This window comes from Mycobacterium sp. MUNTM1 (assembly GCF_054660795.1).
This window is the reverse complement of sequence record NZ_BAAGDE010000001.1, coordinates 275,433-289,590: the sequence shown is the minus strand read 5'-3', so window position 1 is coordinate 289,590 and position 14,158 is coordinate 275,433. Positions and strand designations below refer to the sequence as shown.

Annotated in this window: 12 protein-coding genes; 4 read left to right on the top strand and 8 right to left on the bottom strand. The window is 69.0% G+C overall.

Going from position 1 to position 14,158, the window contains the following annotated elements; translation table 11 throughout:
• Positions 1-6: 6 nt before the first annotated feature.
• A complete protein-coding gene (locus ACYQ8K_RS01275; protein ID WP_459966546.1) occupies positions 7-546 on the top strand; it encodes a GNAT family N-acetyltransferase in 540 nt (179 codons plus the stop codon).
• On the opposite strand, the gene ACYQ8K_RS01270 is transcribed toward ACYQ8K_RS01275, so the two are convergent.
• The 6 genes from ACYQ8K_RS01270 to ACYQ8K_RS01245 are packed head-to-tail and all read right to left on the bottom strand — an operon-like array spanning position 547 to position 7,242.
• Positions 547-3,249, bottom strand: coding sequence for a fumarate reductase/succinate dehydrogenase flavoprotein subunit (locus ACYQ8K_RS01270; protein ID WP_459966544.1), 2,703 nt, complete (start codon positions 3,247-3,249; stop codon positions 547-549). It lies immediately after the preceding gene.
• Entirely contained in the window at positions 3,246-3,989 is a 744-nt protein-coding gene (locus ACYQ8K_RS01265) for an ABC transporter ATP-binding protein (RefSeq protein WP_459966542.1), read from the bottom strand. The genes ACYQ8K_RS01270 and ACYQ8K_RS01265 overlap by 4 nt, the downstream gene beginning before the upstream one ends.
• Entirely contained in the window at positions 3,986-4,858 is an 873-nt protein-coding gene (locus ACYQ8K_RS01260) for an ABC transporter permease (RefSeq protein ID WP_459966541.1), read from the bottom strand. The genes ACYQ8K_RS01265 and ACYQ8K_RS01260 overlap by 4 nt, the downstream gene beginning before the upstream one ends.
• Positions 4,855-6,243, bottom strand: a complete 1,389-nt coding sequence (locus ACYQ8K_RS01255; RefSeq protein ID WP_459966539.1) for an ABC transporter substrate-binding protein — start codon at positions 6,241-6,243, stop codon at positions 4,855-4,857. The genes ACYQ8K_RS01260 and ACYQ8K_RS01255 overlap by 4 nt, the downstream gene beginning before the upstream one ends.
• Positions 6,244-6,268: 25 nt before the next feature.
• Entirely contained in the window at positions 6,269-6,499 is a 231-nt protein-coding gene (locus tag ACYQ8K_RS01250) for a 4Fe-4S dicluster domain-containing protein (protein ID WP_064885673.1), read from the bottom strand.
• Positions 6,496-7,242: a GntR family transcriptional regulator gene (locus tag ACYQ8K_RS01245; RefSeq protein WP_065053945.1), complete on the bottom strand. Its 747-nt coding sequence runs from the start codon at positions 7,240-7,242 to the stop codon at positions 6,496-6,498. Before ACYQ8K_RS01245 ends, ACYQ8K_RS01250 begins: the two co-directional genes overlap by 4 nt.
• Positions 7,243-7,470: 228 nt before the next feature.
• Here ACYQ8K_RS01245 and ACYQ8K_RS01240 point away from each other — a divergent pair, with 228 nt between their 5' ends.
• The 3 genes from ACYQ8K_RS01240 (at position 7,471) to ACYQ8K_RS01230 (ending at position 9,485) form a co-directional block, all read left to right on the top strand.
• Positions 7,471-8,298: a COG4705 family protein gene (locus ACYQ8K_RS01240; protein WP_459966537.1), complete on the top strand. Its 828-nt coding sequence runs from the start codon at positions 7,471-7,473 to the stop codon at positions 8,296-8,298.
• Between the two features lie 158 nt (positions 8,299-8,456).
• Positions 8,457-8,783: a hypothetical protein gene (locus ACYQ8K_RS01235; protein ID WP_459966536.1), complete on the top strand. Its 327-nt coding sequence runs from the start codon at positions 8,457-8,459 to the stop codon at positions 8,781-8,783.
• A 33-nt stretch (positions 8,784-8,816) separates the two neighbouring features.
• Positions 8,817-9,485 (top strand): response regulator transcription factor, encoded by a 669-nt coding sequence (locus ACYQ8K_RS01230; protein WP_459966535.1) that lies wholly within the window; start codon positions 8,817-8,819, stop codon positions 9,483-9,485.
• Here the strand turns inward: ACYQ8K_RS01230 and ACYQ8K_RS01225 are convergent.
• Positions 9,467-10,924, bottom strand: coding sequence for a sensor histidine kinase (locus ACYQ8K_RS01225; RefSeq protein ID WP_459966534.1), 1,458 nt, complete (start codon positions 10,922-10,924; stop codon positions 9,467-9,469). The two genes, ACYQ8K_RS01230 and ACYQ8K_RS01225, sit on opposite strands and share 19 nt — an antisense overlap.
• Positions 10,925-11,270: 346 nt before the next feature.
• Complete coding sequence (locus ACYQ8K_RS01220) at positions 11,271-14,135, bottom strand: aminotransferase class I/II-fold pyridoxal phosphate-dependent enzyme (RefSeq protein ID WP_459966533.1); 2,865 nt, start codon at positions 14,133-14,135, stop codon at positions 11,271-11,273.
• Positions 14,136-14,158: the final 23 nt, after the last annotated feature.

Below are 14,158 nucleotides of genomic sequence, written 5' to 3'. Positions count from 1 at the left end.
ATCCCGATGCCCGAATACCCACCCGACCGCATCAGCGGTTCGCGGCTGCTGCTGCGCCTACCCACGCTCGACGACGCCGGGGCGCTGTTCCAGCGGGTCGCCCGGGACCCACAGGTCACGAAGTATCTGCTCTGGGCGCCGCACCCCGACGTGGCCGCGACGCGGCGCGTGATCACCGAGAAACTTAACGCCGGCGCGGACGAGAAGACCTGGGTCATCGAGTCGCGGCACCGCGGCGAGGTGATCGGGCTGGCCAGCTGCCGGCGCACCGCGCCGCACTCGGTCGAGGTCGGCTACTGCCTGGGCCGGCGCTGGTGGGGCAAGGGGTTGATGTCCGAGGTGCTCGGCATGCTGCTCACCGCGCTCGACGCCGATCGCGAGGTGTACCGCGTCTGGGCCACCTGCAGTGTGGACAACGAGCGCTCGGCGCGGCTGCTCGAGCACGCCGGCTTCTTCCTGGAGGGGCGGTTGGCCCGGCACGCGGTGTATCCGACGATGGGGCCCGAACCGCAGGACAGCCTGCTGTACGCCAAGATCTTGCGCTGACTAAGCCCTTTCCGCCACGCTGTCCCGCTCGAGCGCCCGGCGCGCGTAGGCCCGCACGTCGGCGTCGCCGTCTTTGAGCGCCAGTCCGAGCGCGTCCCGGGCGGCCGGCTCGGCGGCCCACCGGGTCAGGCTGAGCACGGCCGCCTTGCGCACGTCCAGATGGGCGTCGCCCAGCGCGTCGGCGAGATGCGGAACCGCGAAGTCGACCGGCGCGCCGGCCAGCGCGCGGGCCGCGCCTTCACGCACCTGCCAGGCCGGTGCCCCAAGCGCCTGCTTGATGGCGGCGTAATCGTCTTGGCCGCAACCCAATTGGCCCAGCGCGGCCAGGGCGGCGGCGCGAACCAGTGGGTCGGAGTCGGCGACGAGCCGGCGCACCGCATCGGCCCCGTCGCGCAGCGTTGCCAGCCCGGCGGCCGCCGCGATGCGGACCTCGCGGTTCTCGTCAACGGCGGCGGCGACGACACCGGTCACGTCGTCGACGGACACCAGCGCGCGCACCGCCTCGATGCGGACCCGGTGATCCGCGTCGTCGAGGGCGTGACGGTATTGCGTGGCGTCGCCGGCCCGCCGGGCGGCCAGCACGTATAGCGAGGCCGCGCGCACTACCCGATCGACCGAATCCAGGTGCTCGCGCACGCTTTCCGGCTGCGGCAGCACCTCGACCAGCTCGCGGATGCCGTCGGCGCTGGTGAGGCGGACCGAGGCATCGCCGTCCTTCAGCGCGGCGATCAGGGCCGGCGCATATCCGTCGGGGATGTGCTCGGTCAGCGTCGACACCGCGGTGCGGCGCACGCCGGGATCGGCGTCGGCGAGGTAGGGATCGAGGTCGGCCATCGTGGGCTCCTCGAGCGCCAGGACCTCGGCGATGCGCGGCGACGGTGGCTCGAACGCGGTTGTGGCCGAGGCGATTCGGGACACCGCGCTGACCGGCGCCTGGCCGCCGACCAGCGGCGGCTGCTCCACCGGGTACACGGTCCGGTCGGTGGGCGGCAGGCCATCGAGCTCCGGGACCGGCACGAAATACGGCGCCACCGGCCGTTTGAGGAACACCATCTCGCCATCGGCGTCCTTGCGCAGGTTGAGGTGATAGCCCCATTGGTTGTCGTCGCGGCCGGGCAGGTCGGCGCGATCGTGATACAGGCCCCACCGCGATTCGGTGCGGGTGTGTGACGAGCGGGCGGCCATCTCGGCGCAGTCGCGGATGAACGACACCTCCACCGCGCGCATCAGCTCGTGCGGATTGCGGGCGCCCATCTCGGCGATCTCGGCGCGCATCCGCTCGAAGGTACGGATGGCCAGCGACAGCTTGGCCCCGGTCTTGGGCGGCGCGACGTAATCGTTGACGAAGCGGCGCAGCTTGTATTCGACCTGGGGCTGCGGCGGGCCGTCCGGATGCCGCAGCGGCCGGTAGATCAGCTCGTGCGCCTCGCGCACCTGATCCTCCGGAAGCTGTTGCGGCGCAGCGACATCGGCCAGTGTCGAGGCGGCGTGCGTGCCGGCCAGGTCGCCGAACACGAACGCCCCGATCATGTAGTTGTGCGGCACGCAGGCCATGTCACCGGCGGCGTACAACCCGGGCACCGTGGTGCGGGCATGCTCGTCGACCCATACTCCGGACGCGGAATGCCCGCTACACAAACCGATTTCGGAGATGTGCATCTCGATGTCGTGGGTGCGGTAGTCGTGGCCCCGGTTGGCGTGGAAGGTGCCGCGGGTGGGCCGCTCGGTGGTGTGCAGGATGTTCTCCAGCGCGGTCAGTGTCTCGTCGGGCAGATGGGACACCTTGAGGTAGATGGGTCCGCGCGCGGAGTCGATCTCGGTTTTGACCTCGGCCATCATCTGGCCCGACCAGTAGTCGGAGTCGACGAACCGCTCGCCGTGTGCGTTGACCTGATAGCCGCCAAAGGGATTGGCGACGTACGCGCATGCCGGGCCGTTGTAGTCCTTGATCAGCGGGTTGACCTGGAAGCACTCGATGCCCGACAGCTCCGCCCCCGCGTGGTAGGCCATCGAGTAGCCGTCGCCGGCGTTGGTCGGGTTCTCGTAGGTGCCGTACAGGTAGCCCGATGCGGGCAGGCCGAGCCGGCCGCACGCGCCGGTGGCCAGGATGACCGCCTTGGCGCCGACCGTGACGAATTCGCCGGTGCGCGTGTTCAGCGCGGCGGCGCCGACCGCCCGCCCGCCGTCCACCAGCACCCGCACCGGCATCAGCCGGTTCTCGATCTGGATCTTCTCGCGCATCGACCGTTGCCGCAGCACCCGGTACAGCGCCTTCTTGACGTCCTTGCCTTCGGGCATCGGCAGCACGTAGGAGCCCGAGCGGTGCACCCGGCGCACGGCGTATTCGCCGTGCTCGTTCTTCTCGAACTTCACGCCGTAGCGCTCCAGCCGCTGCACCATCGCGAAGCCGCGGGTGGCGGTCTGATACACGGTGCGCTGGTTGACGATTCCGTCGTTGGCGCGGGTGATCTCGGCGACGTAGTCCTCGGGTTCGGCCTTGCCCGGGATCACCGCGTTGTTGACGCCGTCCATGCCCATCGCCAGGGCGCCGGAGTGGCGCACGTGGGCCTTCTCCAGCAGCAGCACCTGCGCGCCGCTCTCCGCGGCCGACAACGCCGCCATGGTGCCGGCTGTGCCGCCGCCGATCACCAGGACGTCGCAGTCGAGCCGGACCGGGGCCGCCGGGTCAGGAATCTGCATCATGCCGCCACCGCCGAGTGATTAAGTGCCGCAATGACTTCCGCGCGCAGCGCGGGGCGCTGCCGGTCGGCGCGCGGCTCGGGCACGTCGACCACGGTGCGCAGCGGCTGGCCGGCCTTGCCCAGCACGGCGATGCGATCGCCCAGCAGCAGCGCCTCGTCGACGTCGTGGGTGACGAAGACGATCGTCGTCGGATGGGCACGCCAGGTGTCGATCAGCAGCCGCTGCATGGCCGTCCGGGTCTGGGTGTCCAGCGCGCCGAACGGCTCGTCCATCATCACCGCGCGCGGCGCCCCGGCCAGCCCGCGGGCCAGCTGAACGCGCTGCCGCATGCCGCCGGACAGGCTCTTGGGCAAGTAGTCGCCGAAGCCGGTGAGACCGAGCTCGGCGATCCAGCGGTCGGCCTCGGCGCGCCGGCCGGCCCGGGCGACGCCGCGCAGCCGCAGGGCCAACTCGATGTTGGAGCGCACGGTGCGCCAGGGCAGCAACGCGTTGTCCTGGAACACCATGCCCCGGTCGCCCGAGGTGGTGGTCACCTCGTCGCCGTCGGCGACGATCCGGCCCTCGTCGGGCCGCAGCAGTCCGGCCAGCGCCCGCAGCACGGTCGACTTGCCGCAGCCCGAGGGGCCGGTGAGCACCAGAATCTCCCCGGGGCGCACCGTCAGGCTCAGCCCGTCGATCACCGGTTCTCCGGTGTAGGACAAGCGAACCCGATCGAGTTCCAGACTCACTCCCACAGTCATCGCTGTTCCTCCTCCGCACGCGGCAGCCAGTTGGTCACCCGGCGGCCCACCACCTCGACGGCCGCCGCCGTCGCGAAACCCAGGACGCCGATGGTGATGATGCCGACGAACACCTGCGGGTAGGCCAGCACGGTGTAGTCCTGCCAGGTGCGATAGCCGATCCCGAGCCGGCCCGAGATCATCTCGGCGGAGATCACGCAGATCCACGCCACGCCCATACCGACCGACAGGCCCCCGAACACTCCCGGCAGGATGCCCGGCAGCACCACCTGCTTCAGCACATCCCACCGCCCGCCGCCGAGCGTGCGCACCGAGTCCTCCCACAGCGTGGGCAGCGCCCGCACCGCGTGCCGGGTGCTGACCAGGATCGGGAAGTACGCCGCGAGGAAGGTGATGAACACGATGCCCGCCTCGTCGGTCGGGAACAGCAGGATCGCCACCGGCACCATCGCGATGGCCGGAACGGGTCTGACCAACTCGGTCAACGGGCCGAATGTGTTGGCGAACAAGCGGGAACGCCCCAGCAGCACGCCCGTCGCGACCCCGACCACCGCGGCCAATCCGAAGCCGGTGAGGATGCGGATCAGCGACTGCGCCAGGTCAAGCCAGTACTCGGAGGTACCGAGCCGGCGGCCCAGCGCGTGCACGATCTCGGTGACGGTGGGCAGCGTGTCGAAGCGCAGCAGCAGCCGCACCTTGTCGGCGGTGAGCACCTGCCACAGCCCGACCGCGGCGGCGACCGACGCGAGCCGCAGCAACCGCCACTGCCACGGCGAGCCGGCACGGCGCGGGGCGGGCGCCGCCGGGTCCGTGTCGACGACTTGCGCCGACACCGGGGCTGCCGGGTCGCCGGTCAGATATGCGGTCATACCGAACCTCCAAGGGCCTGTTCGTAATTCACGATGGCGCCGCCCGGGTGTGCGGCGAGATAGCGATGCGCGCCGGCCGGCGTTCCGAACGGCAGGTAGTTCTGGCCGTCCTGCACCCAGACCGCCTTGTCGGCGAACCACCGGGTGCCCAGCTCCGCGTCGGGAACATAGGCGGCCCGAACCTTGGCGCCGTGGGCGGTCGCCTCGCGCACCGCCCGAAGCAGGGCGGTCGGGTTGGCGACGGTTTGCGTGGAATCCGAACCGTCCAGCCACAGTTCGCTAGCCAGGGCGGGATCCCCGCGCAGCGCCGACGGGTTGGCGGTGGCGGCCCGGGCCGCGTCGTAGTTCAGGCCGCGGGCGCCGAACACGGTGCGCAGCGGGCCGTCCTGGACGAAGCCGGACACGTCGAGGTCGGCGAAGTCGCCGATCGACTTCAGGTACGGCACATCGTTTTTCAACGCCTCGACCAGCGACGGTTTGAGCGTGGTGTCGAACGAGGTACCACCGGGGCCGTTGTAGAGGTACACCACCTCCTGCGGCAATCCGCTCCCCTGGGCGACGATCCGGGCTGCCTCCAGCGGCTTGGAGTTGAGGAAATCTCCTGCGTCCAGTTGCGCCTGCAGGAAGGCGCCCAGCACCTCCGGATGAGACGCCGCATACGAGCGCCGCACCACCACCCCGTGCAGGGTGGGCAGGTTCAGCTCGGCGCCGTCGTACAGCAGTTTGGCCTTGTTCTGGAACACCAGCAACCCTGGCCAGGCAACGAATTGCGAAAGGCCCTGCACCTGACCGGATTCCAAGGCGGACGCGCCCACCTGCGGCTGCTGATTGAGCACCTCCACACCCTGGATTCCGCCCCTGTCCAGCGCGCGCATCAAGGTACCGTGACCGGCCGACCCCACACTCGCCGAGACCTTGGAGCCGGCCAGGTCGCGCAGCGTGGTGGCCGACGAACCGGGGGCCACCACCACCATGTTCAGCGCGCCCTTGGGGTTGTAGCCGGTGATGGACACGATCTCGGTCTTCGCCAGCGGGTTGGCCTGCGTCTTGGAGCCGTTGATCAGCATCGGATAGTCGCCCATCGAGCCGATGTCGATCTTCTCGGCGAGCATCTGCGCGGTGATCGGGGCGCCGGTGTCGTAATCCTGCCACCGCACCGCGTATTTGGTACCAGTGCGGGTGGTGATGTCGGCCAGCCGGTGCTCCAGGTAGCCCTGCGCGCGCAGCAGCGTGCCCGCGGTGACGGTGTTGATGGTCTTGGACTGGTATCCCACCACCACGTTGACCACACCGGAGGACTGCGACAGGGATTCCAGTGAGCAACCGGTGGTGAGCGCGGCGATCGCGATCACCACCGACGCCAGCCGGATGGCGCGTCGTTTCATGGAAGGTCCTGGGGTCGAGCGCTTTTCAGCGAAGGAGATAGGGCATGTTGACCGTGACGGCGCCGGTGGGACACCGGGCCGCGCAGGGACCGCAGTACCAACACTCGTCGACGTGCATGAAGGCCTTGCCGGTGTCGGGGTTGATGGCCAGCGCATCGAGCGGGCAGACCTCCACGCACAGCGTGCAGCCGTCGATACACAGCGATTCGTCGATGGTGACCGGCACGTCGGCGCGGTTGTTGTTGATCAGCGTCATGGGTTGCTCCTCATCAGGTTGCCCCGCATGGTGATTCGATCGCCCCGCATCCGGATGTACTCCAGGTCGACGGGGGTGCCGTCGGCGAGGCTGGTGAGCCGCTCCAGCATCAGCAGCGCCGCACCGTCGGGCACCTGCAGCGTGGCCGCCGAGTGCGCGTCGGCGGGAATGGCCTCCAGCGCCAGCGCCGCCGACCCCAGCCGTTGCCCGCTCACCTCCTCGATGAGCGCGAACAGGTCGTTGGTCTCCAGCGGGTGGGTCAGCACCTCGCGGCCGATGTCCGGGGCGAGGTAGGTGAGGTCGAGGCTGAGCGGCAGGTCCCCCAGGTACCGCAGCCGCTCGATGAACACCGCCTGCTCGCCCGGTTGCAGCCGCAGCCGGCGGGCCACCGACGGCGGCGCGGTGACCGGCATCGCGGCGCGCACCTCGTTGCGGACCTCACCGAGGTCCTTGAAGGTCTCCTTCAGACCCAGCAGCGCGTCGAGCCCGTGGTCGTACTTGCGCTGTGCGACGTGCGTGCCGACCTTGGGTCCGCGGTCGATCAACCCCTCGTGCTTGAGCACGGTCAGCGCCTCGCGAATGGTGTTGCGGGAGACGGAGAATTCGGCGGCCAGGTCCAGCTCGGCGGGCAGGCCCTCCGGGTAGGCGTCGGAGTGGATCTGCTGGCGCAGCACGTCGGCGACCCGGCGGGCGCGGTCGGCCCTGGGTCCTCCAATGGGTACTGGTTGCGCCACGGGAGTCACGCTAACGCAGCTCAGGGCCGTTTTTCGGGTCGCCGATCGGGCCCCGTCAGGGCGGCCGCGGGTATTGCGCCGGGCGGCGTCAAGGCCCGACCAGCCAAAACCGCCACCCGCCGCGGTATTGCGCCACCTGCGCGAACGCGCCGGCTTTGTGATCCCGGTGAGCAGAACCTGCCAGGCCGTCGGCCCGACGATTCCCGGATGGACTCCCGAGGGCGCAAGATGGCGTGCATGACGGACGTTTCGAAGCACGCGTTGACCAAGGTGCCGGCGGTCACCCTGGGGTTCTGGGTCATCAAGGTCTTGGCGACGACGTTGGGCGAGACGGGCGGCGACACCGTCACGATGACGCTGAATTGGGGCTACGCGGCGGGGGTCGCGATTTTCGGCGTCGCGCTGGTGACGCTGGTCGCGGCGCAGATCCTCGCCAAGCGATTTCATGCGGCCCTCTACTGGGCGACGATCGTGGCCTCGACGACGTTCGGCACCGTGCTGGCCGATTTCGCGGACCGATCGCTGGGCATCGGCTACACGGGCGGGTCGCTGCTGCTGCTGGCGTGCCTGCTGGCCACCCTGGGACTCTGGCGCTGGTCGCAGGGCACCGTGTCGGTCAGCACCGTCTCCACGCCCAAGGTGGAGGCCTTCTACTGGGCGACCATCACGTTCTCGCAGACGCTGGGCACCGCGCTCGGCGATTGGCTGGCCGACACACGCGATTTCGGTTACGAACGCGGCGCGCTGGTGTTCGCGGTCGGCCTGGCGGTGGTCGCGGCCCTGTACTTCTGGACATCCGTCTCCCGCGTCACCCTGTTCTGGGTCGCGTTCATCCTCACCAGGCCGCTAGGGGCGACCGTCGGTGACTTCATCGACAAGCCCGTCGCCGACGGCGGCCTGGCGTGGAGCCGCCCGCTCGCCTCGGCGGTGCTCGCGGCGCTGATCGCTGTGCTGATCGTCGTCATACCGCAGCGCCCCGGTCACCACCCCGGCCGGACCAAAGCCGATGGGACGGAACATCATTCGGAGCCCGGCGTCGAGCAGCCGGACCGGGATCCACGCTGACCCGCCGCTCCGGCGGCGGCGCTCATCGAGAAGTTAATCCGGAAACCGGGCGCCACCGGCGGTGATGGCGACGGCGTGAGGAGCTTTCTCAACGATTTCACAGCGAATTCACCGTACGGTTTGTGACGTCGGTAAGGACGGCGGCACAAAGGAGCGGGATGCCACCCGGCACGCAGCAGCGTCAGGCGACACCGCTCATGATGCTTCCCCCGATGGGCCTGCGCGAGCGTCGCATCGAAGAATGCCCGACGATGTGGTTCAACCGTGACTTCTTCGAACAACCGTGGCCTGATTGGAAAGTCGACGTCGACCTCGACAGCGTGACGACGTTCTTCAGCCACACCAATCCCGGTGAGACCGTCGTCGGCCACCCGGTGCGCATCACGCTGGAAAACCCGGGTGTCGTGTGGGTGTCGACCAACCGGTTCTGCCGGATGGGCGGCCCGTTCGCCGAGGTGCTGATCGAGGCCCGCTGGCCCGACTGAGGGTCCCTGCGGCGCTCGTCGTAGCGTTGAAACATGAGAGTCCTGCTCGTCGAGGATGAACCGCGGCTGTCCGCCACCGTGGCCAGGGGGCTCAAGGCGGAAGGCTTCGTCGTCGTGACGGCCGGCAACGGCGTCGACGGCCTGCGGGAGGCCACCGAAAACGGTTTCGACGCAATCATTCTCGATATCATGCTGCCCGGGCTCAGCGGCTATGAGGTGCTGCGCCGGATGCGGTCGCACAACGTGTGGACACCGGTGCTGATGCTGACCGCCAAGGACGGCGAGTATGACGAAACCGACGCCTTCGACCTGGGGGCGGACGACTATCTGACCAAGCCCTTCTCGTTCCGGGTGCTGGTGGCGCGACTGCGTGCGTTGATTCGTCGCGGGGCGCCGGCGCGGCCGGTGGTGCTGGAAGCCGGGACGCTGGCGCTGGATCCCGCCCGGCACACGGTCAAACGGGGCTCGACCCCGATCGCGCTGACCCCCCGGGAGTACGGGGTGCTCGAATTCCTGATGCGCAACAAGGACGTGGTGGTGACCAAGGCCGAGATACTGCAGAACGTGTGGGACGCGCATCATCACGGCCCGGACAACGTGGTCGAGGTCTACGTGGGATACCTGCGCCGCAAGATCGATGCCCCCTTCGGCACCAACACCATCGAGACGATTCGGGGCGTCGGTTACCGATTGCTCTGCTGAGACACGGGCAACGTCACGATCATCCTGGTTCCACCGGAGGGCGGATCGCCGATGGTGACCGTCCCCCCGTGTGCCGCAACGACCTCGGCGACGATCGCCAGGCCGAGGCCCGTCCCTCCCCCGCTGCGGGACCGGTCGGAGTCCAGGCGCACGAAGCGTTCGAAGACCCGGTTGCGGTCGGCGGGAGCGATTCCCGGGCCGTCGTCGCTGACGGTGAGCACCGCCGCCCCATCCCCGTCGCCGACCTCGATGGCCACACACGAAACCGCGTGGCGGACAGCGTTTTCGACAAGGTTGCGGATCATCCGCGACATGGCCACCGGGTCGGCTTCCAGGCGCACCGGACGGATATCGGTGTGCACCACGCATTGCGTGTCACGCTGCGCGCGTTCGGCTTCGGCGCGCGCGAGGTCATCGAGCGCCACCTGCTCCTTGCGCCGCAGCAGCGTCTGCTCGTCGGCGCGGGCCAGCAGCAGCAGATCATCGATCAGGGTGTGCATGCGCTGCGCCTCGGGCAGCAACGTGTTCACCGCCAGGTCGGCGTCGAGCAGATCGGGATGGGCCTCGGCCACTTCCAGCCCGGAGATGATGGTGGTCAGCGGGCTGCGCAATTCGTGCGACGCGTCGCCGACGAAGCGTTGCTGCGCACGGTGACCCGCCTCCAGCCGCGACAGCATCTCGTTCATCGTGACGGCCAGGGCCGCGATCTCGTCGTGGCTGTCCGGCACCGGCACCCGCTCGGCCAGATCAGACGTCGAGATGTCGGCCACCCTGGCCCGGATGGCGTCCACCGACTGCAGCGACCGGCGCACCAGCCAGTAGGTCGCCCCCGCCACCACCCCGACGATGACCGGCGCGCTGCACGCCAGCAGGATCGCCAGCGTCCGCGCGGTCGCCTCGACCGCCTCGCTGCCTCCCCCCACCAGCACCGTGTACACGCCGGATCGGGTCGCGACTTTCTGGCCGCTGACCCGCATGTCGTCGCCGGCCACCGCGTCGTCGGGCAGGCCGCGGCGCAGGTTGAAGTCGAACTCGCTCGCCGGAACCAGCGGTGTGTTCGGGGCGGAGCCGGATCGCTTGACCACCTTGCCATCCGGACCGAGCAGCTGGGTCGCGACCACCCGCTGGTCGGTGTTCAGCAAATGATTGTCCAGGTCGTCGGGTGAATCGGACTGCAGCGCCTTGGTGATATCGCGGACCCGCTCGGCGGCGGCGTAATCGACGCCCGCCAACAGCGTGCGGTACAGGATCGCGTCCAAACCCGCGCCGGCCACACCGAGCGCGCACAGCACGACGATCGCCGACACGGCCGCCGAGCGAGCCGAGATGCCCAGGTGGGCGAGCCGCCACCGGGCCACCCGCCCGCTTCGCCGAGACGGCCCGACACCGGATATTCGCACGTCGTTAATTCTGCAGCCCCGCGGCCCGACTGAAAACACCGAGCTCAGCGCGTTCTCAGCGGCCTCTCAGCGACAGCGTCCTAGGCTGACCCCGTCATGTTCAGTACTGCACGCCCTGTGCGTCGTCACGATCGTGCGATCGCCCGAATACTCGTCGGCGCGGCAGTCGTGTTCGGCTCCGGTGTCCTGGGAGCGGCACCGGCCGGCGCCGACCCGAGCCCGTTCAACACCCTCAGTTCGAGCTGCAACCAATCGGCTCCCGCGGGCCGCGACGCCCTCCTGCAGGGGATCCGGCGAGGCATAGCCGACTGGTCGCCGGGCGCACCGCACACCTCGGCGCGCACCACGTGCGGCCCGAATCCGGCTCCGACGACCGGCTGATCGCTCAGCTGCTGTCGGCGGCCGACGGCAGAGCCGGGGCGTCGTCGGCACCGTTGTTGCGCGCGCCGTTCGTCGCCGACGCGTCCGCCGGCAGCTCGAAGGCCGCGGTCACCGAGCCGACCGCCGCCATCGCGGCGTTGCGTTGCGCCTCCATGCGCGCCAGCGCCGTCTCGGTGAACACCGATAACCCGAGATCGGGGTTGTACCCGTGGATTTCCTTGACGTCGAGCTGGGCCAGGAAGTAGACGATCTCCTTGGAGACCACCTGGCCCGGGACCAGCACCGGAAACCCCGGCGGGTAGGGCACGACGAAGGTGGTCGACACCAGGGTCTTGCCCTCGGCCAGCCGGCGCCCGGCCATGCCGATCAGCACGTGTTCGCGGTCGGCCTCCTCGTAGCCGGCGTAGAACGCCGATCGCATGTCGCCGAAGTTGCACTCGTCGACCGGCCGGAACGCGACGTCGAATTCACTGAAGTCGGGCAGATGCGGCAGATCCTCGGTGATCTCCTCGACGTGGCGCTCCTGCAGCGCCCGGTCGGCGACGCTGGCCGCCTTCTCGATGCGGTCGAAATCGATTGCCACCCTTCGCAACACGTCGAGCAGGTAATGCACGCTGGACCAGGTGACGCCGATCGTGAAGATCAGCAGCACGCTGTTGATCGACGTCTTGTTGATCTGGATGCCGAACCGCTCCATCAAAATCTTCTCGCGGAAGTCGTAGCCGTTCATCCCGGTCGCGCCCACGAACAGGGTCACCCGCGTCGCGTCCAGCACGAACTGGTCGGAGCGCCAGGCCTCGTTCCACTCGGCCAGCGCGCCCTGCCTGACCTCGCGGTAGGAACTCACCGAGGACTCCCGGAACTCCTCGGGCACCAGGTCGGATTCGTCGAGGATGCGGAACCACTTGCTGATCAACCGGTCTTTTCGCACCCGATGCCGGAAGACCAGCGCCATGTCGTAGACCTGCCGGACCAGCTGGAAGCCCTCGATGTCGACCTGGCGGCGCGCCAAATCCAGCGACGCCAGCAGCTGCTGGTTGGGCGACGTCGAGGTGTGCGTCAGGAACGCCTCGCCGAAGGAATCCCGGGTGAGCGCGTTGAAATCCTGGTCGCGCACGTGGATCATCGACGCCTGCCGCAACGCCGACAACGACTTGTGCGTGGAGTGCGTGGCGTAGACGCGCACCCGGGCGGTGGCCGGGTCCGGCATCAGCTCGCGCTCGATCCACTCCGACCGGTCGACCCCCTCCATGGACGCGGCCCATTTCCGGTATTCCGCAACGTATTCCGGCGATGCCAGCATCTGCTCCAGGCGCTCGGCCGACACCATGGCGGTCCGCTGCCGGGCCCACGGCACGGCCGTGGCGAACGCGTACCAGGCCTCATCCCAGAGGAAGCAGATGTCCGGCTTGATCGCCAGCACCTCCTGCATGACCTGCAGGGGGTTGTAGACGACGCCGTCGAAGGTGCAGTTGGTCAGCAGCAGCATGCGCACCCGGTGCAGCTGCCCGGCCGCCTCCAGGTCCAGCAGCGTCTGCTTGATGGTCCGCAGCGACACCGCGCCGTAGATCGCGAACTGCGGCAGCGGATACGCGTCCAGGTACAGCGGGTAGGCGCCGGCCAGCACCAGCCCGTAGTGATGGGACTTGTGACAGTTGCGGTCGATCAGCACGATGTCGCCCGGCCGGGTCAGCGACTGCACCACGATCTTGTTGGCCGTCGACGTCCCGTTGGTGACGAAGTAGGTGTGGTCGGCGTTCCACGTCTTGGCGGCCTTGTCCATCGCCTTTTTGATGTTGCCGTGCGGGTCCAGCAGCGAGTCGAGGCCGCCGGAGGTGGTGGAGGTTTCGGCCATGAAGATGTTGCGGCCGTAGAACTCCCCCATATCCTGCAGCGACCTGGAGTTGAAGATGCTGGCGCCGCGCGCGACGGGCAGGGCGTGGAACTGGCCGACCGGCGCGGCGGCATACGCGCGCAGCGCATCGAAAAACGGTGTGGCGTAACGGTTTCGCAGTCCGGCGAGCACAGTGCTGTGCAGGTCGGTGACGTCGTTGAGCCGGTAGAACGTGCGGTCGTAGACGTCGGGTTCGGTGTCGTCGCCGGCCGCGATCGACTCGTCGGTAAGCAGGTACAGGTCGATGTGCGGCCGCAGCTCCCGGATCCACTCGCCGCACTCCACCCAGTCGTTGGCCCGATCCGGGATGACGCCGTCCGCATCCTCGTTGGGCCCCAGCAGGGTGTTCATCAGCGGCAGCCGGTCGCGGGACCGCAGCGGCAGGTCGTCGCGGATGATCGCGGCCTGAATCTCGCCGTTCAGCGCCACCGCCGTGATGGCGTCTTCGACGCTGGGCACCACCAGGATCTCGAACTGCACATCGTCGGAGGCGCAGCGCAGCGCGCGCAGGCACTCGGCCAGGCTGTCCGGCGCCGTGCTCGGGGCGTCGTCGGCGAGCAGCACGGTGTAGAAGTGCTGCTGCTTGGCCTGGGCGACCAGCTCCTGGTCATCCAGCGGCGCGGACGTGTCGAAAAGCCCTGCGCGGTCACCGTATTCACTCAGCAGCCGCACCGCCAGCGAGACCTCCTCGGTGAGCCGCACCGTGGACAGGCTCTCCAGGTGGGCCCGGAAGATCGCCAGGTTCCCCGCACCGGGGTACAGCCAGTAGCGCTCGTAGGCGGCGATGCGATCCATGAGGCGCTTCACCCGCGCCACGTCGTGCGTCTTGTCCAGTCCGGCGAGGTCAACCTCGGCGAGGTGACGGCAGGCGTCGTCGAGCAGGTTCCAGGTGTCGACCCGGGCGTAGGACGGGTTGGCCACGGCCGCCAGTGCGGACACTCGTAGTCGTCGCGGCTGGGTGCTGTATCGAATCATGACCTCACCTGTTCTTCGTTCGC